Raw genomic sequence first — 26,855 nt, forward strand, 5'->3', positions numbered from 1 at the left:
GCGCGCGATCGGGGCTTGAGCCACGGGTCCCTGCGCCTTACGTGATGACAAAAGCGCCAAGGGAGCCCTGACATGACCATGAGACCCGTTTTCGACGCCAATGCCTCAGCCGGAGGGCGCGATCTTGGCGCCTTGCCCGAGTGGGATCTGACCGATCTCTATCCTGCACCGGACGCGCCGGAACTGAAGCGCGATCTCGATTGGCTCGAGGAGGCGTGCCGCAGTTTTGCTGCCGATTACGAAGGCAAGCTTGGCACCCTCGATGCGGCTGGCTTTCTGGAAGCGGTCCACCGCCACGAGAAGATCGAGGCCATCGCGGGTCGGATCATGTCTTATGCCGGGCTGCGCTATTATCAGCATACCACCGACAGTGAGCGCGCGAAGTTCCTGTCTGACCATCAGGAAAAGATCACGCTTTACACCACGCCGCTCGTGTTTTTCACGCTTGAGCTGAACCGGCTCGATGACGGGGTGCTCGATGCGCTGTTTGCAGCCGATGGCGAGCTTGGCCGCTACAAGCCGGCCTTTGATCGCATCCGCGCGATGAAACCCTATCAACTCTCTGACGAGATGGAGAAATTCCTGCATGACATGGGGGTTGTCGGCGACGCGTGGGAACGGTTGTTCGATGAGACCATTGCCGGGCTCGAATTCGAGATCGACGGCGAGGCCTTGAGCATCGAGGCGACGCTGAACCTTTTGACGGAGCAGGACCGGGCCAAGCGCGAGGCCGCCACGCGCGAATTGGCGCGGGTGTTCGGCGCCAACATCCGGACTTTTGCCCGGGTGCACAACACGCAGGCCAAGGAGAAGGAGATCCTCGATCGCTGGCGCGGTATGCCCACGGCCCAGACCGGGCGGCACCTGTCGAACGACGTGGAGCCGGAGGTGGTGGAAGCGCTGCGCAACGCCGTGGTGCGGGCCTATCCACGCCTGTCACATCGCTACTATGCGCTCAAGGCCAAGTGGCTTGGCCTCGAACGGATGCAGGTCTGGGATCGCAACGCGCCGCTGCCGATGGAAAGCGACCGGATCGTTGGCTGGGACGAGGCCCGCGACACGGTCATGCGGGCCTATACCGGGTTCGACCCTCGCATGGAGGATATCGCCACCCCGTTCTTCGAGAAGGGCTGGATTGATGCGGCCGTCAAGCCGGGCAAGGCGCCGGGTGCCTTCGCGCATCCCACCGTCACCGATGTGCATCCGTATATCATGTTGAACTACCTTGGAAAACCGCGCGATGTCATGACGCTGGCCCATGAGCTCGGTCACGGGGTGCATCAGGTTCTGGCCGCGGGACAGGGCGAGATGCTGTCTTCGACCCCGCTCACCCTTGCCGAAACCGCGAGCGTGTTCGGAGAGATGCTGACGTTCCAGAAGATGCTCGAAAACGCCAAGGACGACGCCGAGCGCAAGGTGCTGCTCGCGGGCAAGGTCGAGGACATGATCAACACGGTTGTGCGCCAGATCGCGTTTTACGATTTCGAATGCAAGCTGCACGAGGCGCGCCGGGCCGGTGAGCTCACGCCCGACGACATCAACGCGCTCTGGATGAGTGTGCAGGCCGAGAGCCTCGGGCCGGTCTTCGACTTCGTTGAGGGCTACGAAACCTTCTGGGCCTATATCCCGCATTTCGTGCATTCCCCCTTCTACGTCTATGCCTATGCCTTTGGCGACGGTCTGGTGAACGCGCTCTATGCCGCATATCAGGAACAGCCCGAAGGCTTCCAGGACAAGTATTTCGACCTGCTGAAAGCGGGCGGATCGAAGCACCATTCCGACCTCCTCGCGCCGTTCGGGCTGGATGCGTCCGATCCGGCGTTCTGGGACAAGGGGCTTTCCATGATCGAAGGATTCATCGACCAGCTGGAGGCGATGGAAGACCAATAACCCGCTTCCGAAGCGGTCGCCGGCATGGTACCGGCCCGGCAGGACGACGGTGCACGGGGGCGCTTCGGAATGACATGGGGCGATTCGGTGCGGCTTGGTGCGCTGGTGTTCACCGCTGTGACCTGCGTGGTTGTCGGTGACACGGCGGGCAAGTTGCTGACGCAAGCAGGGATCGAGCCGGTGCTTGTGGCGTGGGCGCGCTTTGCCATTGCAGCGGTCGTGCTGCTGCCGCTGAGCGGGTTGCGGCGTAGCGAGTTGCACCAGCTTGCGGATTGGCGCGTTGTCTTGCGCGCGGTGCTTATCGCCGGCGGCATCTGTGCGATCCTGACAGCCTTGCGCACCGAACCCATCGCCAACGTGTTCGGTGCGTTTTTCATAGGCCCGGTCGTTTCTTACGTGCTGGCGGTCCTGTTCCTCGGGGAGCGCCCCTCGGGCGCACGCACGGCGCTGCTCGGGCTTGGGTTTGTCGGCGTGATGCTGGTGGTCCAACCCGGATTTGGCGGCGGGACAGGTATGGTTTTTGCCCTTCTTGCAGGGCTCTTTTATGGCGCCTACCTGGCCACCACGCGGGCGGTGGCGGGGGCGTTCCGCCCGCGCTTTCTGTTGATTTCGCAACTGCTGATCGGCGCGGTGGTCTTGGCGCCACTGGGTCTGTCCAGCGGGAGTCCTCCCCTCACCAACGCGGTCTGGCCGCTTTTCCTGTTGAGCGCGCTGGGATCGGCGGCAGGCAATTACCTTCTGGTGATTGCCAACAAGAGGGCCGAAGCCAGCCTCGTGGCCCCATTGATCTACACGCAACTGATTTCAGCGACAGGTTTGGGTGTGCTGGTGTTTGGCGATTGGCCGGATCCGGTTGCCCTCACCGGACTGGCGCTGATTGCGCTGTCGGGCTTCGGGTCACTTGTCGTGCGTCAGAATCGCGTCACCTGATCCCGCAATCGCCGCGCATGCGCGTCCCTGCCCGCGTGTGATGCGCAACACCCGGCGTGCCAGAACGCCTCGGATTGACTTTGACACGAAGCGCCTACGTTCATGCTGAAAGGGGTTTATCATGCTGCGTATCATCGCCTTCATACTGTCTTTTCTCGCCGTTCCTGCATTGGCAGCACCGTCGGCGCCCTTTGCCAATATCGATGGCGGGACGTTGTCGCTTGACCAGTGGGCCGGGCAACCTGTGCTGCTGGTCAACACCGCCTCGCGCTGCGGGTTTACAGATCAATATGACGGCCTTCAGGCACTCTATGAGCGCTACAAGGATCGGGGACTGGTGGTGCTGGCGGTTCCGTCCAACGACTTTCGGCAGGAGCTCAAAAGCGCCGAGGCGGTCAAGGAGTTCTGCGAGGTGAATTTCGGTCTCACGCTGCCCATGACGGACATCACCAAGGTGCGTGGCCCGGACGCCCACCCGGTCTACGCATGGCTCGCCGAAACCGTCGGATTCGAGCCGTCGTGGAATTTCAACAAGGTGCTCTTCGCCCCGGACGGCTCGGTGGTGGCCACATATGGGTCGGCCGTCAAACCGCTCTCTCGCGCGCTCGTTTCGCGCATCGAGCCGCTCTTGAACTGAGAACGCGCCCCGGCGCGGGGCAAGACGCATCTTTGGGGCGGACGGCTTTCCCCGTTCCGCCCCTTGGGCCGCATTTGCCCCCACATCCGCGCATGGCCACACCACAGGTCGTCCGCGCTGCTGCGCGGTCTCCTGCCGGGAAGGCCCTCAAGGCCAGTGTGGCACTGCCGGTGACGGCACGGTCCTCAAGCGCGCAAAAGGCCCCAGATCTCGTCTTTCAGAGCCGCGCGTTGCTTGCGCAGATCCTCTTCCGAGAATTGCCCCATCGGGGTCACGTTCGTCTCGGCTCCGTGAACGGCGCGGTTCACCCTGTGATACTCATCCGCCAGCTTGGCAAAATGCGCATTTTCCTGCTTCAGCTCATGAATGCGCTCCACGTATTCCGGAAATTCTTCTGCCAGCTCATGGGGCGTGTGGGACATGTCGCTCTCCTTCGATCCTTGGTCCTTACAAAAGGAGTGTTTCACGTGCATGACCTGCTGACTTTGACCCGGATCAAATCGCAACGAATGCCGCTTCATCGTTGGGCGGGGCGCCAACCGGCGGCACGGGCCTCGTCTTCGGAACAGAACAGACGCTCCCCCTTGGCGGGGTCGATCCGCGTCCGGGCATACCATTCCTGCCCGGGACGATGGTAAATCCGCGCACCCGACCGTCCGATATTGCCCTTGATCACGCAGACGCCGCCGGGCTTGCCGCCTTGCGCATGCTGCTGTCCGGCGCTGTCCCGCTCGCGTGTGATGCGGGTTGCACGATGCTGTTCGGGGGCAACGATTGCACTGCCGTGCAGGCCGGTCTGCGCGGCGCGGGCCGCGCGCTCGGCCGCGACATAGCGGGTCGAATACCGCCGGTAGGCAAAGGCCAGCCCACGGGAAACAAGAAGCGCGCCCATGTCGCGCCCGCCGATGGTGCACTGTGCAATCACGCGGTCGTAGCGATCCCGCTCCAGCGCCGTGCAGGCGGCGTCCCGACCATCAAAAAGCGCCTGTGTTTGCGTGGTGACCCAGGCACCACACGCCCAGCGGCGACCGTCCGGACCACCGCAGCGCTGATCCTGCTCCGGCGCGTCGATGCCATGCAAACGCACGCGAACGGGGCCGACATCGAGCGTATCGCCGTCGATCATGCGGACGACGCCGCGCAAATCGGCATCCGGCATCTCGGTGGCGCCTGCAGCGTCCGATGCGTCAAGCATGGACCCCGCGCCCAGCGGCCAGAACAGGGCCGCGCACAGCATGAAACATAATCGAACCATGGCCTTGGCCTGCGCGTCGAATGTGGCGAGATCAAGGCATCGCGTCGAGCGTGGTTAACCACGGCCCCGCGCGGCCGGACCGGCTCAGAGTGGCGGTGCGGCCAGCCCTTTCAGCGTTCAGAGCCGTGGGCCGGGCCGGCACGGGTCTTCAGGACCCGACAGGGGGCTAGCGCTGCGCCGTGCGCCATTCGGGGTGGATCCATGGCTGCGCGTTCTCGGAGGGCAATCGCCGGCCCAGCACGTGATCCGCGGCTTTCTCGCCCACCATGATCGATGGCGCGTTAAGATTGCCATTGGTGATGCGCGGGAACACCGAACTGTCCGCCACGCGCAGCCCCTCGACCCCGATCACCCGGTTCTCCGGGTCGACCACAGCCATCGGATCGTCGCGCCGCCCGATCCGGCACGTGCCGCAGGGATGATAAGCGCTTTCCGCGTGCTCCCGGATAAATGCGTCGAGATCCTCGTCACTCTGCGCCGCCTCACCGGGCGAAATCTCATGCGACCGGTAGGGTGCAAAGGCCTCTTGCGCAAAGATCTCCCGCGTGAGGCGAATGGCCCGGCGAAACTCCACCCAGTCGCGCTCTTCGGACATGTAGTTGAAAAAGATCCGCGGGGCGTCCGCAGGATCGCCGGAGCGCAGCGTGATCGCGCCCCGTGAGGGGGACCGCATCGGCCCTACATGCGCCTGAAACCCATGCCCTTCCGCTGCAACCGATCCGTCATAACGAACAGCCAGCGGCAGGAAATGGAACTGGATATCGGGATAGGGAATGCCCGCTTCGGAGCGGATGAAACCGGTGCTCTCGAACTGGTTCGACGCGCCCGGCCCCTTGCGCTGCAGCAGCCAGCGCGCACCGACATAGGCCTTGCCCAGCAGGTTCCAGTATTTGAAGAGGCTAACCGGCTGGGACGCGGCCATCTGGATGTATAGCTCGAGATGATCCTGCAGGTTCTGACCAACGCCGGCACGATCCGCGATCACGTCGATCCCGTGTTCCGCCAGATGCGCCGCCGGTCCGATCCCTGAATGCATGAGCAGCGCCGGTGCGTTGATCGCCCCCGCCGCCACGATCACCTCGCGCGTGGCGCGCAGGATCTCCACCCGCCCACGCCGCGCGACCTCCACACCCGTGGCGCGCCCTTCGTTGATCACCACGCGCCGTGCGAGGCCGCGCACAACCTTCGCCCCAAGCGCCTGTGCCGGGCGCAGATAGGCCTTCGCCGCGGACCAGCGCTCGCCTTTCCAGACGGTCATCTCGAAAGGGCCGAAGCCCTCCTGCTGCGCGCCATTGTAGTCATCCGTGGTCTCGTACCCAGCTTCCCGTCCGGCCTCGACAAAGGCCTTGACCAAAGGGTTGTCCCTCGCGCCTCGGGTGATGTGCAGCGGCCCGTCCGTGCCGCGCCAGGCCGGATCACCGCCATGCCCGCAGGCATGCCAGTTTTCCATGCGCCGGAAATACGGCAGCACATCGGCATAGCCCCAGCCCTCGGCGCCCTCCTCGCGCCAATGGTCATAGTCGAGCGCGTGCCCGCGCACATAGATCATCCCGTTAATCGAGGACGACCCGCCCAGCACCTTGCCCCGCGGACAGGCCAGCCGCCGCCCGTTCAGATGCGGCTCCGGCTCGGTCTCATATCCCCAGTCATAGCGCGCCATGTTCATCGGATAGCTCAGCGCGCCAGGCATGTTGATGAACGGACCCCAATCCGACCCGCCATGCTCGATCACAATCACGGATTTGCCCGCTTCTGCCAGCCGGTAGGCCATGGCGCACCCGGCGCTGCCCGCGCCCACAACGATATACTCTGCCTGCATGATTATGCTCCGCTCAGGCGTTCAGATAGCCGATGAACAGCGAAATGAAGGCGCCCAGATGCACGACCATGATCGCGCGGTCCTGCCACATCACACCCACCGCAAACCAAAGGACGATGCCCGCAAAAAACAGGTAGACGTTCCACGGCGCCCTGTTCAGCCCGGTCAGCCCGTAGCCGATCAGCTGAATGACCGTGGCCACCCATTTGACGATATCGACCGGTTGCAGCGGCGACCGGGACGGTGTCGGCGCGCTCAAAACGGGGCCTCCACATCGCCCATGCGCACATAGACCGATTTCATTTGCGAATAATGCTCGATCGCGGCCTTGGCGTTCTCGCGCCCCACCCCCGACGCCTTGGAGCCGCCAAAGGGCAGCTCGACCGGCGCGTCGTTGTAGGAATTGATGAAGCAGCTCCCCGCCTGCAATTGCCCGATCACGCGGTGCGCGCGCGCAAGATCCCGCGTGAATACACCCGCCGACAGCCCGTAGGGCGTGTCATTGGCGCGCGCGATCACTTCCGCCTCATCGGCAAAGCCAAGCACCGCCATCACCGGACCAAAGATCTCCTCGCGCGCAATGGTCATGTCGTCGGTCACATCCGCAAACACGGTCGGCTCCACAAAGAAACCCGCGCGCTCCGGTGCGGCACCACCGCAAACCAGCCGCGCCCCCTCCGCGCGCCCTTTCGCGATATAGCCCATGACAATCTCGCGCTGGCGCTGCGATACCATCGGCCCGAGCGTTGTCGCCTCATCCAGCGGATCGCCCATCACGGCGCCTTGCACGCGCTCGGCCAAACGTTCGAGGAACGCCTCGCGGATGCCGTCCTGCACAAACACCCGCGTGCCGTTCGAACAGACCTGACCGGTGGAATAGAAATTGCCGTTGATCGCGCCGCTCACCGCATTCTCAAGATCGGCATCGTCAAAAATCACCAGCGGCGATTTCCCGCCCAGTTCCATGGTGACGTGCTTCATGCCCTCGGCGGCAGCGGCATAGACCTTGCGGCCCGTCGGCACCGACCCGGTAAGCGACACCTTGTCGACGCGCCCATCGGCGACCAGCGCGCGCCCCACGTCACCCGCGCCCTGAATGACGTTGTAGAGCCCCGCAGGCAGCCCCGCCTCGTGCAGGATCTCGGCCACCTTGAGCGCGCAGAGCGGCGTGGTCTCCGACGGTTTGAAGATCATCGCATTGCCGCAGGCCAGGGCGGGTGCACCCTTCCAGCAGGCGATCTGCGTCGGGTAGTTCCAGGCCCCGATACCGACACAGACGCCCAGCGCCTCGCGCACCGTATAGCCCCAGTCCGCCCCCAGCGGCACATGCTCTCCGGTGAGCGATCCGGCCAGACCGCCGAAATACTCAAGCGCGTCCGCGCCGGATGTGGCATCCACATAGAGCGTCTCCGACAGCGGTTTGCCCGTGTCATGGGTCTCAAGCACCGACAGGTCACGGTTGCGCTCGCGCATGATATCGGCGGCCCGGCGCAGGATGCGGCCCCGTTCGACCCCCATCATCGCCGCCCATTCCGCCTGCGCCCGGCGCGCGCTGGTCAGGGCGCGTTCGATCACCGCGGGCGTGGCCTCATGCACCACCGCGATCCGCGCGCCGGTGGCCGGATAGATCACGTCCATCGCCGCCCCGTTTGTGTCTTCGAGATACGCCCCGTCCACAAAATGGCTCGCCTCGGGCTGCGTGTCATAGGCCATGGTTCACTGTTCCTTTCACCAACATCGCCGCCCCGAGGTCGCATTGGCGACGCGGGGTGGGCGGGCGGGAGCGTCGTCAATGCGACCGGTCCCGGTTTATTCTCCGCGCGGGAAGCGCTGGCTCTCTTCGAGCACGTTGAGGTCCATGTGGTTGCGCATGTACCGCTCGGACGCATCGCGCAACGGCTGGAAATCCCACGGGAAATAGCCGCCCTGCCGCAGCGCGTCATAGACCACGAGCCGCCGCGCCTGGCTCTGGCGCACATCCGCGTCGAACCGCTCCAGATCCCAACGTTCCCGCGCCATTGCCCGAAACCGGGCGAGCACATCCGCCACATCCGCGTCGCTCGCGCGGTTCACCAGCTCGTCCGGATCGGCCTCGACGTCAAAAAGCTGCTCGGGATCAAGCGCGCAGGCGGTGTATTTCCACCGCCCCTGCCTCAGCGCCACCAGCGGCGCCTCGGAGGCTTCGGCCGCGTATTCCATCGCCACCGGGCTTTTGCGCGCGCCGCCGCGCATCACCGGCACAAGGCTCTCGCCTTCGGTCCATGGCATGACCGCGCCCATCTCAACCCCCGCTAGATCGCACAGGGTCGGGCACAGATCGATGGTGGAGACCGGCGCATCGACGCGCGCCCCCATGCCACCCGGCTCTGCAATCATCAACGGCACCCGTGCGGACCCCTCAAAAAACGACATCTTGAACCACAAGCCGCGCTCGCCAAGCATGTCGCCGTGATCGGAGACAAAGATCACCACCGCCTCCTGCCGGGTCTCCTCCAGCGCCTCCAGAACCTGCCCGATCTTGTCGTCGAGATAGGAGATATTGGCAAAATACGCCCGTCGCGCCCGCGCGATATGCTCTGCGGTGATCTCGAAAGACCGCCAGTCATTGGCGTCGAATATCCGCTTCGAATGCGGGTCATGCGCCTCATAGGCCATCGCCGGCACGCGCGGCTGAAGATGTGCGCAATCCTCGTAAAGGTCCCAGTATTTGCGCCGCGCCACGTAAGGGTCATGCGGATGGGTAAAACTCACCGTCAGGCACCACGGTCTGTCATCATCCGTCCGCGCCAGATCGTAGATCTTCTCGATGCCGTGAAACGCAACCGCATCGTCATATTCCATCTGGTTCGTGATCGCGGCGACCCCTGCCCCGGTGACCGACCCCATGTTGTGATACCACCAGTCGATGCGCTGCCCGGGCCTGGTGTAGTCCGGGGTCCAGCCGAAATCTGCCGGATAGATGTCCGTCGTCAGACGCTCCTCGAAGCCATGCAGCTGATCCGGGCCGACAAAATGCATCTTGCCCGAAAGCGCCGTGTAGTATCCCGCGCGGCGCAGATGATGCGCATAGGTCGGAATGTCGGAGGCAAACTCGGCGGCATTGTCATAGACCCTCGTGTTGCTCGGCAATTGCCCGGACATGAAGCTCGCACGGCCCGGCGCACAGAGCGGGCTGGCCGTGTAGGTGTTGGCAAAGCGCGTCGACCGCGCCGCCAGCGCATGCAGGGTCGGCGTGTGCAACCACGCCGCAGGCCCGTCGGGAAACAGCGTGCCGTTGAGCTGGTCCACCATGACAATCAGGAAATTCGGCTTCACGTCTTGGGCTCCATCATCGCATAGGCCGCGCGCAAGACCCGCCCTTCGGCATCCTCCAGCCCGCCCCCGGTCAGCGCCGCGCGTAGATAGACCCCGTCGATCAACGCGGCCGTGGTGTCCGCGACCATCTCCGGCTGCGCCGTGCGCCCGCGCAATGCCGCGATCAGGTTCGAGCGCAATCGGGATTGGTAAACGCGCAGGAGCCGCGCCGCTTCGGGTTCGCTGCGCGCAAGCACATAGAAGTTGAGCCAGGCCGAGACCGTGGCCGGAGCAAAACAGCTGTCCGCGAAATTGGCGCGCACCACCGCTTCCAACCGCTGCTCTGGCGGTGCCACGGCCAGCGCGCCGCGCACCTCCGATCCGTAATCACGCAGGATATGCCGCATGGCAGCGAGGAAGATCTGCACCTTGCCGCCAAAATAGTGATGCGCAAGCGCGCTCGACATGCCCGCGCGTCGGGCGATCTGTGTCACCGTGACGTCGAGCGTACCGGCCTCGCCGATGGCTTCAACGGTGGCCGCAAGCAATGCGGCGCGTCGAATGGGTTCTTGTCCGAGCTTGGGCATATGCTCTGCGTGCCGTTTTTTGACTGACGAGTCAATCAAAAATCAAGCCGGTGCACATGACCCCGACAAGCGCAGATGCCCCGCCCCCGCGCTTCGTCTCAGACGCCGTGCGTGCGCCTCATTCAGCCCGCTCATATGTCAGGATATTGCCCCGCCCCGGATTGACGAACTCGATCCGGTCCGCGCCATAACGGTCCATGATCACGCACCACGCATCCCCGGTCTCGAGCTCACGGCGCAGAACGCCGGTTCCGAGGCCCTCCGCCCCGTCGCAGGAGGCCACCAGCTGGAGCCATTGATGCCCGGTCCAATCACCGTTGTAATAGTCGTAAACGTCTGCCCCCACCACGCGGAACACGGAGGCAGGATCATCGACGGATCGCCATGTGCCTTGTAATGCGCGGCGCTCCGCTTCGAACGGATCCCCGCCGATAACCTCGGCAACCTCACCAAGCGCAACCTCGACGGTGATGTCGCCATAAGTGACCATGTCCCCGCTCAGCGCCACGGCCATCGGGACGGGCCAATCCTGCAACGCGTCCAGAAGTCGGTCATCGGTACCCTGACCGTAGATCGCAAAGTAGCGCCACCCCTCAACCTCGAAACCGCAATAATCCATCCCGTCGATCGTCTGGCACCCGACAAAGACACCGGTCTGCGAGAACGGCTCCCCGAGCTGGCCGCGCTGCAACGCGCCGGTCACGCGTCGGGGCGCAGGCCTGTCTCGAGGAAGCGCATCAGGGATGAGCGCCAGCGCGCTGCCGTCGGGACGGATGGAGAACCGAAAGGCATCTGCTCGCCCGGTATCGATCTTGCGGAACCGCGTGCGCTGATAGCCACGCGCTTCGCAATCCGTATCCCCGCGAATGGTAAAGGCTCCTCGCTCGGTACAAAACGCATAAGGTCCCGTAAAGCTTTCATCCGAGCGCTCCGCGCGATAGTATAGATCGTTGCGCCCCAGCACGCCGTCAAACACCGCCTGACAGGCGCCGTTCGCCACGTTCCACCAACCTTCGGATGTCCATGTCCCATCGCTGGCTTCATAGCCAATCGCGATACTGCGCGCCGAACCGGTTTCATTGCAGACGGTGACCCCCGCCCAAGCCGCAGACCCGGTGCCGATAGCGGCAAACGCCGCCACGGCAATGCCGGTGCCGAGCCGTCGCCCTGCACGCGCAACACGGACCCAAAGATCCTTTGCACACGGCCCGTCCCATCTGCGATCATGAGACGCTGGATCGGCCTTCCGATACCAATCTTTCGAAATATGAGAGCTCATCACGGTTCCCTCCGGTTTCTCGTATCAAACGAGGTCAGCTGGGGTTCTGTCGAGTCTCAATTCAGTATTGCCGACACAGGTCGGCATGCATGGTGCGCGTCCGCCGCGCGCAACCAGTAAGGGAAATCAGGGCTCGCACACGGCGACCACGTGCACAGCGTTCATTCAATCGGGGCCCGGACGCTCGTCACGCGCCCATAACGGGACCGCAGCAGCCACCATTTTCGGTGTTCAGGTCAGGCGCAGCGTACCAAGCGGCGTGTTCTGGGGCAGTCGGGCCACTTCGACGCCGTCTTCCGTCCGGCGCAGGTTGTACCCGTAGCCGCGCATCCGGAAACGCCACTCCGCCTCTGACAAAACCTTCTGGCGTTCGCTCAGAAGGAATGCCTCGATCTCAGCCATATCGTCTGTCAATTTGTACTCCGCAAACATGTCACTCTCCACTCAACATTGAAGTTCACCCCTTAATAAACGGTGAGCATCGCGGCGGAATTGCGTCCCTCCCGGGGATTTTTCAAGATACAGAGACAGTGGCGCGCAGATCAGTGCTTTGTTTCTGAAACGGCCGGCGTGACCCGTTTCTTGAGCCGGTGCTCGCGCCATGTGATGAAAACCACGGCCGACAGGATGATGGACCCGCCCAGAATGACCCACGGGTCGACCGGTTCGGCGAAGAAAAGCGCGCCGAGCGCCACCGACCAGACCAGTTGGAGGAAGGTCACGGGCTGAGTGACCGTCACCGGCGCCGCCGCAAACGCCAGCGTCATGGTGAAATGCCCTGCCGTGGCAAAACAGGCCACCGCAAACAGGATGCCAAGCTCTGCCGGGGTTGGCCAGACCCAGACCGAAAGCGCCAGCGGCGCAAGCCCGATGGTCACGGTCACCGACAGGAACCCGACGACGACAGACGCAGGCACCTCGCCGGACAGGATCTTGGCAAGAAGATAGCTGCCCGCAAAGAACAACGCCGTGAGCAGCATCGCGAAATGCCCCGGATCAAGCTCCCGGAACCCGGGTCGCAAGATCAACAACGCCCCGATCACCGCAGCACAAATCGCCGCGATACGCCGCATCGCCAGCCGCTCACCGAGCAGGAACACCGCAAGGATCGTCACGTAGACCGGGTTGAGGTAATTCATTGCCGTGACCTCGGCGATGGGGATCCGCGTCATGGCATAAAACCACAGCGTCACGCCCGCGGTATGCAAAACGCCGCGCAGGCCAAAGAGGCGCCACAGCCGCGCGTCGAGTGTTGCCGCGCGCATGGCAGGCCACATCGGGATCAGGAACACGAGCCCCAGAAGATAGCGCAGAAACGCTTGCTCGGAGGCAGGTATACGCCCCCCCAGCACCTTCACGAGCGCCGTAACGGCGACAAAGCAGAGCCCTGTCACGGCCATCCAGAAAATGCCCCGGCCCGGGCTTTGCGTGCTTTGATCCATACCGCAAGGCTTAGCGCGTCGCGATGCAGGTGCAAGCGTCGTTTCACGCCGCGTCAGGCCGCGATCACATCAGGACCAGCTTGACCGCGATAGCCCACATTGTCAGCCCGATGACCAGATCGAGCACGCGCCACGCCTTGGGCCGCGCAAAAACCGGCGCCAGCGCCCGGGCACCGAAGCCGAGCGAAAAGAAGAACACAAAAGACGCGGTGACAGCCCCGGCTCCAAACGCGAGGCGGTTGTCATATTGCGCGGCAATCGAGCCCAGAAGAACCACCGTATCGAGATAGACATGCGGATTGAGCCACGTGAGCGCAAGACAGGTGAGCACCGCGGCGCGCAGGCTTCCGGTGCCCTCCGATGCCTGCATCACAGCACCACCCCGCCACGCGGAGCGCAATGTGCGGGCACCATACCAGAACAGGAATGCCGCCCCGAACACACGCATCCAGAACTCCAGCCCCGGCACCGCCTCCACGAGCGCGCCGAACCCCGCCACGCCGACAACAATCAAGATCGCGTCGGACAAGGCACAGACAAGCACCACCGGCAGAACATGTGCCCGGCGCAAGCCCTGACGCAGCACGAAGGCATTCTGGGCACCGATCGCGAGGATCAGGCTCAACCCGAGGGCAAAACCCGCCATGGCCGCTTGCATATGGCATCCCTTCCGCAAAACTGGGTGTTGATCAGGCGGTGCAAACCACCGTTTGCGACGGCTAAGCGAGCCGGGAAAAAGGTGCAAGACCGCGATCCCGGCAATCCCCGCGATCCGCCCGACCCTTGTGTCGCGCGACGCCCGTCAGCATCGCACAAAAATGCCACCCGGAAATTAATCGGCGTCGCTCAGACGGGCAGTCCTGAAAGGATGGGCCGTGAACCGAGGCACAAAGGCTTTGACGCCCGAAGTCACGCTTGTATCGTCTTGTGGATTGCGGAGGTCCACGCGCCCGCTTTTTCACAGATTGATCCAGAAGAGAGTTCCATGGCCACGATAACCGAAACCACCGATGCTCCCGCCGCTTTGACCACGACCTATGTGATGAATGAAGGGGATCGATTCATCGGGTCGCTCGGAAGCGGCGACGACGATTTCGATACAATCGCCTTCAACGGATTGGCGGACCGAACCTATTATCTCACTCCGGATCAACTGGGCTTTCGGTTCGTTCAGGTCTTTGCCGATGACGGCACGCAGATTGCGAGCTTTCGCGATAATGGCAGCCCGGACGATCAATTCTTCAGCCTGCCGGAAGACGGCACCTATTTCCTGCGGTTCGAGGCCGATTTCTTTGTGAACAATGTGCTGGATTTCGAGATCCGGGCCGAAGAGCGCAACGGAACCAATACCAATGTGAGCGTCGAGGCAAACGGATCCTATGCGGGCATCTGGGAGTATGACGACGATATCGATTACATCGCGCTCGATATGGAAGACGATCTGAGTTACATTGTCACCATGGTCTCTTCGGCCGCACGCCCCTCCGTCGATGTGGTGACAGAGGGCGCTGTCACCGAAATCTCCTCCCCGCAAAGCAGCGTGTCCGGAACGACCTTTGTCTGGGCAACCGCGCCGGCAGACGGGACGTATTTCATCCGTGCGAGCGAAGGTTTCAACGACACCACCGAATACCTCATCGCCGTCGAAACCGAGGTGGTGAACAATACACTCACCCGCGAGAGCATCGCGCTCGATTACAATGTGGACGACGTCGGCTCCTATACCGGACGGCACGATTATGTGCAGGATCAGGACTGGATCGCTCTGGAGCTTCTGGGGGGCTATACCTACCGCTTCGACTTCCAGGATGCCGTCAGCAACACGGCAATCCGGTTGCGCGATTCCGATGGCGACTCCCTTGTCTTTGACAACGATACGACCAACGGGCCGACCACAGGGTTCTCATACCGCCCCATCACGGATGGCACCTATTATTTCGCGACCGATCTGAGCATCAACCGCAGCCGGCCTGCCCCAATCGTCGATCCTCAGGAATACACGATCGACGTCACGGTGCCGTTGATCGAGGTTCTGACTCCGACAGGCCAGCTCGTGCGTGGTCTTGGAGGCAACGACTCGATCATTGGCAACAGCGGCAATGATACGCTCGACGGCGGGCTCGGGCGCGACACGCTCGAAGGCGGAGGCCGCAATGACAGCCTGATCGGCGGCGGCGGGTTCGATGTGATCCTTGGCGGCGAAGGCAATGACATTCTGCGCGGCGGCGAAGGCAACGACACGCTCGATGGCGGCTCCGGGGATGACGACCTCAATGGCGGGATCGGATTTGACGAACTGGCCGGCTCCATCGGGGACGACACGCTTGTTGGCCTCGATGGCTATGACACCCTGCTCGGGGGCAGCGGCGAGGACGTGCTGATCGGGAATAACGGTTTCGACAGCCTTGACGGGGGGGCCGACAATGACACACTGACCGGCGGGCTTGGAATTGACACGCTGGCCGGTGGTGGCGGCGACGACCTGCTTTCGGGGCAGTCCGGCACCGATAGCCTCGATGGCGGCGAAGGCAATGACACGTTAAACGGCAATGCAGGGTTCGACACGCTCAATGGCGACGCCGGGGACGACCTCCTGTCCGGCGGGATCGCGTCCGACATCCTCAATGGCGGCGAAGGGAACGATGTGCTGCTGGGGCAGAACGGGTTCGACACGCTCAACGGCGGCGCGGGCAATGACACGCTCGAAGGCAATTTCGGCAGCGATACGCTCAATGGTGGCGAAGGCGACGACCTGCTACGCGGCGGCCTCGGTGTGGACCGGTTCGTGTTCGAGCGGGGGGGCGGCAACGACACGATCGGCGATTTCCAAAGACGGCTCGACGAGGTCGCACTGGATGCGGAATTGTTCAACGAAGCCGATCCGGATGATGTCGACCTGCGCGATTACAGCGGCACGGACGATGCGGGAAACCTCGTGCTCACCTTTGCCGATGGCGAAACGCTGACCTTCACCGGGGTGACATCGCTCGGGCGTATTCTCGACAATGTCGAGCTGATCTGAGCCGGATCACGTCGCGGCCCCCGCTCATGCGGGGCCGCGTTTTGCGCCCCGGGTCGCATCGCTTCGCGCGGCAGAGAAACACGGCCCGGTGGGAGCGGCGGCTTGGTGAGAAAGGCCGCCCTCCTGCCGCTCCCTGCGCGCGCGGCCAAGAGGGATGACGACGCGCCCCGGCGCGCTCGGCACACCGCAAAGCGGCACGTGGCGCCCAGCAATCCGGAGCAAAAATCACGATAAATTCGTCAAAAATACGAACAGTTTTGCAAACCGGTTCGGATTGTCCCGCGGTGGCGAACAGAAAACTCGTTTATTAATAATTACTTTCGCCAATCCACCAAAAACCCTATTCTGCGAGAAAAATGACCCGACGGGTCGACCGGAACCTTCGCATAGACGGGAAACAGACGCATGCCCACATTCACCGAGACCACGGACGCACCCTCTACGCTGACCGACACCTACACGATCAACGAAGATGACCGTTTCATCGGAACGCTGTCGCGGGCGCCTGGAGCGGAAGACATCTTCGATATCATTGCATTCAACGCAACCAATGATCGCACCTATTACCTCGACGATACGATCCTCGGCTATGACCGTGTCACCCTGCTCGACGGAGCGGGCACTGTGCTGGGTGACGGCGCTCCGGATGTGATCGACGGTATGGAAGTTCCCGCGGATGGCCTGTATTTCCTGCGCTTGGCTGCGGACGTGTCCGGCACCGGGGATCTGCCCTATGCGTTCACGCTGCTCTCGGAAGAGCGGTCCGGCCCCACGACGATTGCAGCCGCGTCTTCGGGCATGCCCTATATGGGCAGCTTCGAGACCGACACAGACAGTGACTGGATCGCCGTCAGTCTCCTGGCAGGTCGGAACTACGCGGTCACGTTCACGGCGCCCGAGAGTGTCACGCCAATGCTCCAGCTCGTGACCGAAACCGGTGCGCCCGTGCCGGGCGACAGCACAGGTTCCGGAACCATTGGCTCGCTCTCCATCTCCATCACCCCGGATGTCAGCGGCGTGTTCTACGCGGTTGTGCAGGACGACGGCGGGGCACTGGCCGATTACACCATCTCGGTGTCCACCGAAACGCCAGCCAGCGCCGAGACCACCGAAGAGATCACCCTCAGCCACGGTGACGTTGAAACCGGCAGCTATACCGGAACCTATGATTTCCCGCAGGACGAGGACTGGATCGCGGTCGATCTGCTCGCCGGTTACACCTACCGCTTCGATATCACCGATGATGCGCCGGACACGGTCTTTGCCCTGCATGCGCCGGACGGGGCGCTGCTTGACAGCCGTTCGCCGGACGACACAACCGACACGCGCGGACCGCTCAGCTATCGCGCGACCGAGGACGGCACCTATTTCATCGCCGCCCAGGGCCTGCCCGAAGGCAGCACTGACGCCCCGTCCGATTACACGATCGACGTGCGCGTGACGAATATCGAGGTGACCAATCCGGATGGTGGCACGGCAGCCGGCACACCCGGGCCGGACCTGCTCAATGGCGGCGCAGGCAATGATACACTGGTTGGCGGCCGCGGCGCGGATACCATCAATGGCGGGCTCGGCATGGACTCGCTCGTCGGCGGCGGCGCGAGCGACTTGATCGACGGCGGCGACGACGCGGATACCATTCAGGGCGGCGCTCTGAACGACACGATCTTTGGGCGTGGCGGTGATGACAGCATCGTTGGCGGGATCGGCTTTGACGTCATCGCGGGCAACGCGGGCAACGACACGATCATCGGCCTTGACGGGTTCGATACGATTTCCGGCGGGACGGGGGATGACCAGATCTCCGGCAATAACGGTTTTGACAGCCTTCTCGGAGACGCTGGCGCCGATACGATTTCCGGGGGGCTCGGCCTCGACACGATTCTGGGGGGCGCGGGTGATGATTCGCTGTCCGGTGATGCGGGCTTTGACAGCCTCAACGGCGGCACAGGCAACGACACGCTCAACGGCAATGCCGGGCAGGACACCGTGTTTGGCGCCGAAGGTGATGACGTGATCAATGGCGGCATCAATTCTGACGAGCTTCATGGCGAGATCGGCAATGACACGCTGTTCGGTCAGAACGGGTTCGACACCTTGTTTGGTGGCGATGGTGACGACCGGCTCGAAGGCAACTCTGGCAACGATCGGCTTCATGGTCAGGCTGGCGATGACACAATGCGCGGCGGCGACGGAGCGGACACGTTTGTGTTCCAGGCCGGTGACGGAAACGACACGATTGTGGACTTCGATCTGGAGCGGGATACGCTGGAACTGGAAGGTGCGGCTTTCTTCGAACGGACGGGCCCGTATTACATCCTCGACGCGCAACCCTCTGCGGATGGCTCGCTCACGTTGTCCTTCACAACCGGCGACACGCTGACCTTGCGCGGCGTGACAGATGCAAGGGAACTGGACTCACGGATCGATCTGCAAGGTTTCACGTTTGATATCATCGTGGACGAAGTCATAAATTCGTTCTGATGCCAACTTGAACCACCGGCGGCCGCAAGCCAGCCGGTGATCCGTCACATCGGCTCAGGCGCCGTTCTCATCAGGAAGCACCGCAGCGCGGCTTGCGATATCCAGCGGGGTCAGCGCGGCACACTGCATGCGGTCATCCTTGAGGTGGCACGGCTTCCGAAAGAAAAACCCCGGCGCGTTTCCGTGCCGGGGTTCTTTCATTTGTGGTGTCGGCAAGCTGCGCATGTCTGACGCCGGAGCGGAGGCCTCAGGCCTCTTCGAGCTGCGCCATAACCTCGTCGGAGGCTTCGAAATTGGTTGTCACGCGCTGCACGTCGTCATCGTCCTCGAGCGCCTCGACGAGCCGCATCAGTGACTGCATGCCCTCGAGATCAAGCTCGGTCGTGGTGGTGGGTTTCCAGACCAGCTTCGTGGACTCGCTCTCACCCAACGCGGCCTCAAGGGCCGTGCTCACCTCGTTGAGGTCCGTATCCTGACACCAGATCACGTGACCGTCCTCGGTGCTCTCCACGTCTTCCGCGCCGGCTTCGATCGCGGCCATCATCACGGTGTCCGCATCGCCCACGGCGGCAGGATACAGCACCTCGCCCTTGCGCTCGAACATGAACCCGACCGACCCCGTCTCGCCGAGATTGCCGCCATTCTTGGTAAAGGTCGACCGCACCGTGGAGGCGGTGCGGTTGCGGTTGTCCGTCATGGCCTCGACGATCACCGCCACGCCGTTTGGCCCATAGCCTTCATAGCGGATTTCTTCGTAATCGTCGCCCTCGCCGCCTGTCGCCTTCTTGATGGCGCGCTCGATGTTGTCCTTGGGCATGGATTGGCTTTTGGCTTCCTTGACCGCAAGGCGCAGGCGCGGGTTCTTGTCGGGGTCGGGGTCCCCCATCTTGGCCGCAACGGTGATCTCTTTGGACAGTTTCGAGAAGATCTTGGCGCGGAGCTTGTCCTGGCGCCCCTTGCGGTGCTGGATGTTTGCCCATTTGGAATGGCCGGCCATGTCTCGCCCTCATCGCTCATGTATCTGGATCAAGCGCTTCTATAGGCCAGCGACGCCCATGTTGCCAAGGGCCAGAACGGTTCGACCCCCAGTTCGGGCGACGCGCGCCTCCCGGACGCGCGTCCTGGCGCTTTGGCCCGCCCGTTCTGCCCTTCAGAGCCTTGCGCACGATGCCCCGAGAGCGCTGAAGACCCGGGGCAGCGCCGCCGCCCTCTTGGCAAACCGCCACCCGCAGGCTACCCAGCCTGTCATGGCAAAGTTTCTGATCCTGCAACTGCGTCCTGAGACCGACGCAAGCGACAACGAGTTTCAGGCGATCCTCGAGAAATCGGGCCTTGATGAGGCCCGCACGCATCGCATTCGGCTCGATTGTGAAGACCTGCCCGACACGCTCGATCCACGCGACTATGCGGGCACGATTGTGGGTGGCGGTCCCGGCTGTGTCAGCGATCCCGCAGACACCAAGGACCCATTGGAAGCGCGCATCGAACGCGCTTGCCTGTCGCTGATGCCGCGGATCACGGCGGACGACCTGCCCTTCATGGGATGTTGCTACGGGATTGGCATTCTGGGTCATCATCTTGGCGCAACGGTCTCCAAGGAGCGCTATGGCGAGGCGGTTGGCCCGACCACCTGCGCGATCACGCCGGAAGGGGCAGAAGATCCGCTGCTGGAGGGGCTACCCGAACGCTTTGACGCCTTTGTCGGCCACAAGGAAGCGCTTCAGCACTTGCCACAGGGCACCGCGCATCTGCTGGAAGGCACAGCCTGCCCGTATCAGATGGTGCGGCATGGGCAGAACGTCTATGCCACGCAATTCCACCCGGAGGCTGATGCCGCCGTTTTCGAAACCCGGATCCGGATCTATCGCACGCGCGGTTACTTCCCTCCGGAGCAGGCCGACTCGCTGATCGCGACCTGTCGTGCGGCGGATGTTCGCTTCCCGGAGCAGATTCTGGCGCGGTTTACTTCGCGTTACGGTTGAGCGTGATAGGGTTAACACAATGTTAAATCGTCAAATGGCCGGAAAAAATCGCCGATCAGATGTATGGGCGCCACAGATTTCTGACCAATCGGTCAACTCGGCAAAAACCTGCTGATCCGGCGGAAAGCTGCGACTAAGCTCTGGGCGTAGTGTGATCCCGAGTATTCGGTTTGCGACCGATCGCGGTGGGCCCTGCCCGCCGCGGTCACCACGCTCCCCCCTCTCACCGCTCCGCCTCTCTCCTCTCAAGAGTGCCGCGTCTGGTCAAGCCCGTCTTTGCGGGACACGCCCCGATCTCTCAAGGTCACAAGGGCCAGAAAAACGGGATCAGAAGCGACGCAAGCAAACCCAGCGACAGGTTCAGCGGCAAGCCGACCTTGACAAAATCGGTAAAATGGTAGCCCCCGGGGCCATAAACCAGCGTGTTGGTCTGGTACCCGATCGGCGTCGCAAAAGCGCAGGACGCCGCCACCATGACAGCCACCACGAGCGGGCGCGGATCCACCCCGATGGCCATGGCAAGGCCAATGGCGATCGGGGTCACCACCACGGCCACCGCGTTGTTGGATACCATCTCCGTCAGGATCGACGTCAGCAGATAGATCGCCCAGATCAAAAGCCATGGCGGCATCTGTGCCAGACTCGGGGCGACCGCATTGACGATCAGTTCGACCGCTCCGGATGCTTCCAGCGCCGCGCCAATGGCCAGCATGGCAAAGATCAACGCCAGCAGCTGCCCCTCGACGAAGGAAAACGCCTCATCCGCATCGATGCACCGCGACAGCAGCACGACCGCCACGGCGATGATCGTCAAGGCAAGGATCGGCGCAACGCCCAGCGCGGCGAGGATAACGATGCCCGCAAGCGACGCCAGCGCCACAGGCGCGTGGCCGCGACGGAATGCCCGCGCCGAGGGTTGCGAGACATCCACGAGGTTCATTTCCTGCGCAAGCCTCTGGATATCATCCGGCGACCCTTCAAGAAGCAGCGTATCCCCGACCCGCACAACCAGCTGGTCGAGTTGGCGACCGATATTCTGGTTCCGGCGATGGACCGCAAGCGGGTAGACGCCAAACCGCCGCCGCAGCCGCAGGCCCCCAAGCGTTCGGCCGACCATCTTGCAGCCCGGCGTAATCAGCACCTCCACCGTTGTCGTTTCACGCGCAGAGACCTGATCGACCCGTTTGAGCTCGGGCGTGCGCTGCAAACTGAGAAGCTCCGTCATCGCAGTCCGGAGCACGACGATATCCCCGACCTCCAGCTTGACGCCCTGCAGGTTGCGCCGCAACGAGGCATCGCCGCGGATGACGTCTATGAGGCGCACCCCTTCGCGTTTGAAAAGCCGCACATCGAGCACCTCGCGCCCGATCAGGTTGCTGTCAGGCGGTATCACGGCCTCGGTAAAGAACTTCATCTTCGAGCGGTCAGACAGCATTCCGGCCATGGAAGACCGGTCCGGCAACAGGCGCGGCCCGACCAGCGCAAGATACGCCATACCGAAGGCCACAAGGATTACCGCAAGCGGTGTAACCTCGAAAATTGTGAACGGCGCGAGGCCCTGCGTCCGCGCCACCCCGTCCACAAGAAGGTTTGTCGATGTTCCGATCAAGGTTGTCGTGCCGCCAAGGATCGCGGCATAGCTCAGCGGGATCAGCAGTTTGGAAGGAGAGATCCCGAGACTCTTCGCGATCTGGACGAAGATCGGCAGCATCACCACGACCACGGGCGTGTTATTCATGAACGCCGATGCCACGATCACAATCAGCAGGATGCCGGCCATGGCCCGTTTGGGACGGCGCCCCACCTCGGCTTGTGCGCGGGTGGTGAAAGCATGCAACGCTCCCGTGCGCACCAAGGCTCCCATGACGAGGAACATGCCCGCGATGGTCCATGGCGCCGGGTTCGACAGCACCGCAAGCGCCCTGTCATAAGGCAGGACACCGGTGGCCAGAAGCACCGCAACACCGCCGATCGCCGTGACTTCGGTCGGGTAGGATTCCCTGATGAACAGGGCAAACATCACCAGCACGGTGCCGATCGCGATCCAGGCCTGAAACTCGTCCGCCACAATGATCAGATCTCTGTCCTCCGCTCTGCCAGTTTCCGCACCGATCTCTGACCCGGTGCCGGTGCACCCGGGCATACCTGTCCGTCACACCGCAGTGTTCCCTCTCTGGCGATCATCGGCAAGCGTCTTCCGACGCGGTTGCACAAGCGCCATGCCCATCAGCAACGACGCCAGCGCCGCCCAGAACCAACCAGAATAGCCTTCCCCGAGGAAGAGCATCGCCCAGCCGACGCCGAACACCGTCACAAGGTAGCTGACCTGCACCGCAAAGACCGGCCCCGCAAAGCCGACCAGCCAGACATAGCCGGAATAGGCCCCTGCATGCAGAACGGAGGACGCGACGATGGCGATATCCGGCGCTGTCCATCCCCCTGCAGCCAGCACGAAGCCCTGTCCCGAGACCAGCGCGAGCGGCACCGTCAGCACCAGCCCCACAAGGCTGGCCCCGGTCAGCACCTGCATGGCATCGAGCCCCTCGGTGCCCCATTTCGCGACGTAGTTGCCCTCCATCGCGTAAAAGCCCGACGAGATCAGCGCGACACCGACCCAGATTGGTGCGACGGACGCGGGCAACCCCTGCTCCGGCAGGATCAAAAGCGATACGCCGATCATGCCGAGGCTCAGCCCCAGCAATCGACGCGCACGGAACCCTTCAAGACCGAGCAGCAAAGCAATCGGAAAGGCCAGCATCGGCACGGTGGACAAAAGGATCGACAACACGCCTGACGGCAGGTGCACCGCCGCCGAATAGGATGCCATGCCAGGCAGGAGCGAGCCGATCAACGCAATCACGAGGTAGAGCCGGAGATGGGCCGCCGTCCACGGCAACCGTTTGCCCCTGATCAGAACGAGTGCGCCGAGCACGCCCGCCACGATGAGGTTTTGCCATATCAGAATACCCAGCGGCCGCGCGCCTTCGCTGACCGCGATCTTGGCAAAGGGTTGTGTGGCCCCCCACGCGGCGCCAATCACGGCCAGCGCCAGCAGCGGGGCGATGGCGCGGATCATCGCTGCGCCCAAAGCGGACCCAGGGCTGCGGAGCGTCCGTTTCCGCCCGGCTCAAGGCAACCCGGCGCATCCAGAAGGGTCACGGAAGAGCACCCGACGCCACCCAAGTCAGAGACGCTGACCGGATCCCGAAGGATCACGGCAGTGCACCCGATCCCGCCCGGCTCAAGGCAACCCGGCGTCCCCAGAAGGGTCACGGAAGAGAACCCGACGCCACCCAAGTCAGAGACGCTGGCCGCATCCCGAAGGATCACGGCAGTGCACCCGATCCCGCCCGGCTCAAGGCAACCCGGCGTCCCCAGAAGGGTCACGGCGTGGCCTGCTGCAAGCGGCCACCATCGCGGATCATGTGGATTGCCCGGGCCTTGCCGGTCTGGTCGTCGGTCTCGACAAGGCAACCCGAGAGTGTCGCTTCCCCCATCGCCGGCGAAAAGCGACTGCGGCTCATCCCGGTGATGAACCGACGCAGCGGCTCGGCCTTGTCCATACCGATGACGCTGTCGTAGTCCCCGCACATGCCCGCATCGGTCAGATAGGCTGTCCCACCGGGCATCACCTGCGCGTCACCGGTAGGCACGTGGGTGTGGGTGCCGACCACGAGGCTGGCGCGCCCGTCGCAGTAATGGCCCATCGCCATCTTCTCGGACGTGGCTTCGCAATGCATGTCCACCACCCGCGCCTTGGCCTGACCACCGAGACGGCGCAGCGCCTCGTCGATGGCCGAAAACGGGTCGTCATAAGCGCGTTTCATGAACACCTGCCCAAGCGCCTGAGCGACAAAGACCTTGCGCCCGCGACGATCGGGAAACAGGCCAGCGCCCCGGCCGGGCGCCTGCTTGGCATAGTTGATCGGCCGCAAAACACGCGGCTCGTTCTCGATGAATTGCAGCATGTCCTTCTGGTCGAAGGCATGATCGCCGAGCGTGATCACATCGGCTCCGGCGTCGAGGATGTCCTGCGCATGTTTGCCGGTCAGCCCCACACCGTTGGAGGCGTTCTCACCGTTGATGATGGCAAAATCAACGCTCCAATCCTCGCGCAGGCGACCGAGGCGCTCGATCACCGCCTGACGCCCCCCACGCCCCATCACGTCACCCAGAAAGAGAATTCTCATGCCCTTGGTCTCCAAGCGCGCCAGGATCGTTGGCGGCGCGCTGCATCATCCGTGCGCCGCGCAGTATCATCGCCACTGACGAGACGCAAATTCCGCTCCGGGCTTGCCGCTACGCGCGTCCAGCGCGTCGGGTCGGGGTTTGACATACCGCTCACGAAAGGCCCGGCGGCTAGCGGCACGCCAGCGCCCTGGCCATGGCTCGCGGGGAATAGGGCGCGAGTTCGCGGCTGCGGATCTTGCCATCGTCGAGGCTGAGCGCCATGACCGCCGACCAGTCCCCCCGCGCGAGGATCAGTTCCGGCTCCCTATCGCCACAGTGCCGGATTCCGCCCTCGATATACGGCCAGCCAATGCGATGATTGGAAAAGGACGCCGCGGAGGCGACCTCTTCGAGCCGGGCGCCGCCTTCTGTTTCTTGCCAACGCCAGATGCGCACCGTCTTGGCAAGATGCGGCCTGTCGACATAGGCGATCTCAATCGCGCCGTCTTGGTCGAGATCCGCCGCCGCGATGGGGGCGAGCCATCGAAACCGCTGGCCGATGAACGGCGTGTGCGCGACAATGCGCAGGCCGGTGTCATCCGCGCGCCACACGGAGAGACGGGCTCCCTCGGTCTCGTGGCTTTCCACGGTCACGATTTCAGGGGCGCCATCGCCATCAAGATCCCACAGACGGGGTTCGGTGTCTTCGAAGACAAGGATGGCTTCCCATCGCGCCCGCATCTCGCGCCCGTCAGACAGCGTGACCACAAGCGTGTCATACTCGATCTCATCGCCAAGAACGCCATGCGGGTAGCGGGTGGTCTCGCCCTCGTAACGCGCGCCCACAACCTCGGCGCTCCCCGGGACCGGAAGCACCCAAAGCAATACGGCACCCAGAAGTGCTACGGCCGCAGAACTTTTACTCTGCGTCGCCAATTGTGGCGGCTGCCACGCGCGCAGGGTCCGACACGCGCCGCGGGCACATCGCCGCCAAAATCGCGCGGCCGGGCGCGGCGCCTTGCCTCCGGCCGCGGCCCCGATCAAATCTGCTTTTCCGGCATCTGGACGACAAGCCCGTCGAGCGCGTCGCTGACCTTGAGCTGACATGTGAGGCGCGAGCGTTCCGGATCGGGCTCATAGGCAAAATCCAGCATATCCTCTTCCATGTCTTCCTTGGCGGGCAATTTCTCCACCCAAGCCTGGTCGACGTAGACATGACAGGTCGAACATGCACAGGCCCCGCCGCAATCTGCCTCGATGCCGGGGATGCCATTGTCCCGCGCGCCTTCCATCACGGTCAAACCGTTTGCCACCTCGACCTCATGGCGTGTGCCATTGTGCTCGATATACGTGATCTTCGCCATATGCGGGGGCTCCTCATGCCTCTGATACCGTGTGTCGCGAAATACCTAATCCGAGCCGCGGCTGTCTTCTAGTCCCAAATGGCACAAAAGGCTTGCGCCAGAGAGCTGTTGTTCTATCTTTGTTCTCAAGCGGGTGTATTCTTCTGCTGCGCGCTGCTGATGAAGCGCCGAGGGCGCGCCACGTGACACAAACATCCTGTGACAGACACGCCCATGATGACCGCACCACGCCCTGATCCCGGCCCATTGCCTGCCCCGGAGCAGCGGTCATGGCCACGACCTCCCGCTGCCCTCCCAGCGGCACTTCTGTCCGTGCCTCCCAACGGGGCGCGGATCTGCGTTGCCGGCATCGTCATCCTGCGTCAGAGACCCGGAACCGCCAAGGGGGTGATCTTTCTCACGCTCGAAGATGAAACCGGGGTCATCAACGTCATCGTCTGGCGCAAGCTTTATGACCGCTATCGGCGGGCGGTGATTGCCGGGCGCATGTTGCGCGTGACCGGCCGGATCCAGCGTGAAGGCGGGGTTTGCCATGTGATCTCGGAACACATCGAGGATGTCTCCGCGATGCTCGACCACCTGCTCACGCCACCTGCCCCTGCCCGTGAGGACTGAGGACTGAGGACTGAGGACTGAGGACTGAGGACTGAGGACTGAGGACTGAGGACTGAGGACTGAGGACTGAGGACTGAGGACTGAG

General features: G+C 63.3%; 24 protein-coding genes. 7 read left to right on the plus strand and 17 right to left on the minus strand.

Going from position 1 to position 26,855, the window contains the following annotated elements; translation table 11 throughout:
- Positions 1-72 precede the first annotated feature (72 nt).
- The 3 genes from J1C49_RS15885 to J1C49_RS15895 all read left to right on the plus strand — a co-directional run bounded on the left by J1C49_RS15885 (position 73) and on the right by J1C49_RS15895 (position 3,457).
- A complete protein-coding gene (locus J1C49_RS15885) occupies positions 73-1,890 on the plus strand; it encodes a M3 family oligoendopeptidase (RefSeq protein ID WP_227446822.1) in 1,818 nt (605 codons plus the stop codon).
- 69 nt (positions 1,891-1,959) lie between these two features.
- Positions 1,960-2,820: a DMT family transporter gene (locus J1C49_RS15890; protein WP_227446823.1), complete on the plus strand. Its 861-nt coding sequence runs from the start codon at positions 1,960-1,962 to the stop codon at positions 2,818-2,820.
- 121 nt (positions 2,821-2,941) lie between these two features.
- On the plus strand, positions 2,942-3,457 hold the full coding sequence (locus J1C49_RS15895; RefSeq protein WP_227446824.1) for a glutathione peroxidase: 516 nt from the start codon (positions 2,942-2,944) through the stop codon (positions 3,455-3,457).
- A gap of 185 nt (positions 3,458-3,642) precedes the next feature.
- Here the strand turns inward: J1C49_RS15895 and J1C49_RS15900 are convergent, their stop codons facing one another.
- The 11 genes from J1C49_RS15900 to J1C49_RS15950 form a co-directional block, all read right to left on the minus strand.
- Positions 3,643-3,879 carry a YdcH family protein gene (locus J1C49_RS15900; RefSeq protein WP_227446825.1) on the minus strand — a complete coding sequence of 79 codons (237 nt, stop codon included), beginning with the start codon at positions 3,877-3,879 and terminating at the stop codon, positions 3,643-3,645.
- Positions 3,880-3,974: 95 nt separating this feature from the next.
- Positions 3,975-4,652 carry a thermonuclease family protein gene (locus J1C49_RS15905; RefSeq protein ID WP_227446826.1) on the minus strand — a complete coding sequence of 226 codons (678 nt, stop codon included), beginning with the start codon at positions 4,650-4,652 and terminating at the stop codon, positions 3,975-3,977.
- Positions 4,653-4,878: 226 nt separating this feature from the next.
- Positions 4,879-6,531 carry a choline dehydrogenase gene (gene betA, locus J1C49_RS15910; RefSeq protein ID WP_227446827.1) on the minus strand — a complete coding sequence of 551 codons (1,653 nt, stop codon included), beginning with the start codon at positions 6,529-6,531 and terminating at the stop codon, positions 4,879-4,881.
- Between the two features lie 13 nt (positions 6,532-6,544).
- Positions 6,545-6,790: a DUF6552 family protein gene (locus tag J1C49_RS15915; protein ID WP_227446828.1), complete on the minus strand. Its 246-nt coding sequence runs from the start codon at positions 6,788-6,790 to the stop codon at positions 6,545-6,547.
- Positions 6,787-8,244, minus strand: coding sequence for a betaine-aldehyde dehydrogenase (gene betB, locus J1C49_RS15920; protein WP_227446829.1), 1,458 nt, complete (start codon positions 8,242-8,244; stop codon positions 6,787-6,789). Before betB ends, J1C49_RS15915 begins: the two co-directional genes overlap by 4 nt.
- Before the next feature lie 96 nt (positions 8,245-8,340).
- On the minus strand, positions 8,341-9,846 hold the full coding sequence (betC, locus tag J1C49_RS15925) for a choline-sulfatase (RefSeq protein ID WP_227446830.1): 1,506 nt from the start codon (positions 9,844-9,846) through the stop codon (positions 8,341-8,343).
- Complete coding sequence (gene betI / locus J1C49_RS15930; RefSeq protein ID WP_227446831.1) at positions 9,843-10,412, minus strand: transcriptional regulator BetI; 570 nt, start codon at positions 10,410-10,412, stop codon at positions 9,843-9,845. The genes betC and betI overlap by 4 nt, the downstream gene beginning before the upstream one ends.
- A gap of 118 nt (positions 10,413-10,530) precedes the next feature.
- Positions 10,531-11,691, minus strand: coding sequence for a DUF1036 domain-containing protein (locus J1C49_RS15935; protein WP_227446832.1), 1,161 nt, complete (start codon positions 11,689-11,691; stop codon positions 10,531-10,533).
- 231 nt (positions 11,692-11,922) lie between these two features.
- Positions 11,923-12,105, minus strand: a complete 183-nt coding sequence (locus tag J1C49_RS15940; RefSeq protein WP_370639426.1) for a hypothetical protein — start codon at positions 12,103-12,105, stop codon at positions 11,923-11,925.
- Positions 12,106-12,233: 128 nt separating this feature from the next.
- On the minus strand, positions 12,234-13,133 hold the full coding sequence (locus J1C49_RS15945; RefSeq protein WP_227446834.1) for a DMT family transporter: 900 nt from the start codon (positions 13,131-13,133) through the stop codon (positions 12,234-12,236).
- Between the two features lie 64 nt (positions 13,134-13,197).
- Positions 13,198-13,791 (minus strand): LysE/ArgO family amino acid transporter, encoded by a 594-nt coding sequence (locus tag J1C49_RS15950; RefSeq protein ID WP_227446835.1) that lies wholly within the window; start codon positions 13,789-13,791, stop codon positions 13,198-13,200.
- Positions 13,792-14,118: 327 nt separating this feature from the next.
- Between J1C49_RS15950 and J1C49_RS15955 the strand changes: the two genes are divergently transcribed.
- Both J1C49_RS15955 and J1C49_RS15960 read left to right on the plus strand, forming a co-directional pair.
- Positions 14,119-16,155, plus strand: coding sequence for a calcium-binding protein (locus J1C49_RS15955; RefSeq protein WP_227446836.1), 2,037 nt, complete (start codon positions 14,119-14,121; stop codon positions 16,153-16,155).
- Positions 16,156-16,560: 405 nt separating this feature from the next.
- Positions 16,561-18,639: a calcium-binding protein gene (locus tag J1C49_RS15960; RefSeq protein ID WP_227446837.1), complete on the plus strand. Its 2,079-nt coding sequence runs from the start codon at positions 16,561-16,563 to the stop codon at positions 18,637-18,639.
- 247 nt (positions 18,640-18,886) lie between these two features.
- On the opposite strand, the gene J1C49_RS15965 is transcribed toward J1C49_RS15960, so the two are convergent.
- Positions 18,887-19,636, minus strand: a complete 750-nt coding sequence (locus tag J1C49_RS15965) for a YebC/PmpR family DNA-binding transcriptional regulator (RefSeq protein ID WP_227446838.1) — start codon at positions 19,634-19,636, stop codon at positions 18,887-18,889.
- Between the two features lie 250 nt (positions 19,637-19,886).
- On the opposite strand from J1C49_RS15965, the gene J1C49_RS15970 reads away from it, so the two are divergent.
- A complete protein-coding gene (locus J1C49_RS15970; RefSeq protein WP_227446839.1) occupies positions 19,887-20,621 on the plus strand; it encodes a glutamine amidotransferase in 735 nt (244 codons plus the stop codon).
- 304 nt (positions 20,622-20,925) lie between these two features.
- Here the strand turns inward: J1C49_RS15970 and J1C49_RS15975 are convergent, their stop codons facing one another.
- From J1C49_RS15975 to J1C49_RS15995, 5 genes are all read right to left on the minus strand, one after another.
- Positions 20,926-22,641 carry an SLC13 family permease gene (locus J1C49_RS15975; protein WP_227446844.1) on the minus strand — a complete coding sequence of 572 codons (1,716 nt, stop codon included), beginning with the start codon at positions 22,639-22,641 and terminating at the stop codon, positions 20,926-20,928.
- 132 nt (positions 22,642-22,773) lie between these two features.
- The gene (locus J1C49_RS15980) at positions 22,774-23,697 is read right to left on the minus strand and encodes a DMT family transporter (RefSeq protein WP_227446840.1); all 924 of its coding nucleotides are present in this window, start codon (positions 23,695-23,697) and stop codon (positions 22,774-22,776) included.
- Between the two features lie 307 nt (positions 23,698-24,004).
- Entirely contained in the window at positions 24,005-24,811 is an 807-nt protein-coding gene (locus J1C49_RS15985) for a TIGR00282 family metallophosphoesterase (protein ID WP_227446841.1), read from the minus strand.
- Between the two features lie 169 nt (positions 24,812-24,980).
- Positions 24,981-25,667 (minus strand): VCBS repeat-containing protein, encoded by a 687-nt coding sequence (locus J1C49_RS15990; RefSeq protein WP_227446845.1) that lies wholly within the window; start codon positions 25,665-25,667, stop codon positions 24,981-24,983.
- A gap of 164 nt (positions 25,668-25,831) precedes the next feature.
- On the minus strand, positions 25,832-26,155 hold the full coding sequence (locus tag J1C49_RS15995; RefSeq protein ID WP_227446842.1) for a 2Fe-2S iron-sulfur cluster-binding protein: 324 nt from the start codon (positions 26,153-26,155) through the stop codon (positions 25,832-25,834).
- A gap of 213 nt (positions 26,156-26,368) precedes the next feature.
- Between J1C49_RS15995 and J1C49_RS16000 the strand changes: the two genes are divergently transcribed.
- Positions 26,369-26,770, plus strand: coding sequence for an OB-fold nucleic acid binding domain-containing protein (locus J1C49_RS16000; RefSeq protein WP_227446843.1), 402 nt, complete (start codon positions 26,369-26,371; stop codon positions 26,768-26,770).
- The last annotated feature ends 85 nt before the right edge of the window (positions 26,771-26,855 follow it).

The sequence above is a fragment of the Cognatishimia sp. F0-27 genome, assembly GCF_020667845.1.
Classification (GTDB): domain Bacteria; phylum Pseudomonadota; class Alphaproteobacteria; order Rhodobacterales; family Rhodobacteraceae; genus JAFMPQ01.

Excerpts from the sequence above, each read along its gene's own strand:
- J1C49_RS15955 (WP_227446836.1), top strand. The coding sequence starts at position 14,119 with ATGGCCACGATAACCGAAACCACCGATGCTCCCGCCGCTTTGACCACG.
- J1C49_RS15900 (WP_227446825.1), bottom strand. The coding sequence starts at position 3,879 with ATGTCCCACACGCCCCATGAGCTGGCAGAAGAATTTCCGGAATACGTG.
- J1C49_RS15895 (WP_227446824.1), top strand. The coding sequence starts at position 2,942 with ATGCTGCGTATCATCGCCTTCATACTGTCTTTTCTCGCCGTTCCTGCA.
- betI (WP_227446831.1), bottom strand. The coding sequence starts at position 10,412 with ATGCCCAAGCTCGGACAAGAACCCATTCGACGCGCCGCATTGCTTGCG.
- J1C49_RS15885 (WP_227446822.1), top strand. The coding sequence starts at position 73 with ATGACCATGAGACCCGTTTTCGACGCCAATGCCTCAGCCGGAGGGCGC.
- J1C49_RS15975 (WP_227446844.1), bottom strand. The coding sequence starts at position 22,641 with ATGTTTGCCCTGTTCATCAGGGAATCCTACCCGACCGAAGTCACGGCG.
- J1C49_RS15935 (WP_227446832.1), bottom strand. The coding sequence starts at position 11,691 with ATGAGCTCTCATATTTCGAAAGATTGGTATCGGAAGGCCGATCCAGCG.
- J1C49_RS16000 (WP_227446843.1), top strand. The coding sequence starts at position 26,369 with ATGATGACCGCACCACGCCCTGATCCCGGCCCATTGCCTGCCCCGGAG.
- J1C49_RS15985 (WP_227446841.1), bottom strand. The coding sequence starts at position 24,811 with ATGAGAATTCTCTTTCTGGGTGACGTGATGGGGCGTGGGGGGCGTCAG.
- J1C49_RS15960 (WP_227446837.1), top strand. The coding sequence starts at position 16,561 with ATGCCCACATTCACCGAGACCACGGACGCACCCTCTACGCTGACCGAC.
- J1C49_RS15970 (WP_227446839.1), top strand. The coding sequence starts at position 19,887 with ATGGCAAAGTTTCTGATCCTGCAACTGCGTCCTGAGACCGACGCAAGC.
- J1C49_RS15950 (WP_227446835.1), bottom strand. The coding sequence starts at position 13,791 with ATGCAAGCGGCCATGGCGGGTTTTGCCCTCGGGTTGAGCCTGATCCTC.
- J1C49_RS15905 (WP_227446826.1), bottom strand. The coding sequence starts at position 4,652 with ATGCTTGACGCATCGGACGCTGCAGGCGCCACCGAGATGCCGGATGCC.
- J1C49_RS15995 (WP_227446842.1), bottom strand. The coding sequence starts at position 26,155 with ATGGCGAAGATCACGTATATCGAGCACAATGGCACACGCCATGAGGTC.
- J1C49_RS15945 (WP_227446834.1), bottom strand. The coding sequence starts at position 13,133 with ATGGATCAAAGCACGCAAAGCCCGGGCCGGGGCATTTTCTGGATGGCC.
- betA (WP_227446827.1), bottom strand. The coding sequence starts at position 6,531 with ATGCAGGCAGAGTATATCGTTGTGGGCGCGGGCAGCGCCGGGTGCGCC.
- betB (WP_227446829.1), bottom strand. The coding sequence starts at position 8,244 with ATGGCCTATGACACGCAGCCCGAGGCGAGCCATTTTGTGGACGGGGCG.
- J1C49_RS15965 (WP_227446838.1), bottom strand. The coding sequence starts at position 19,636 with ATGGCCGGCCATTCCAAATGGGCAAACATCCAGCACCGCAAGGGGCGC.
- J1C49_RS15890 (WP_227446823.1), top strand. The coding sequence starts at position 1,960 with ATGACATGGGGCGATTCGGTGCGGCTTGGTGCGCTGGTGTTCACCGCT.
- J1C49_RS15980 (WP_227446840.1), bottom strand. The coding sequence starts at position 23,697 with ATGATCCGCGCCATCGCCCCGCTGCTGGCGCTGGCCGTGATTGGCGCC.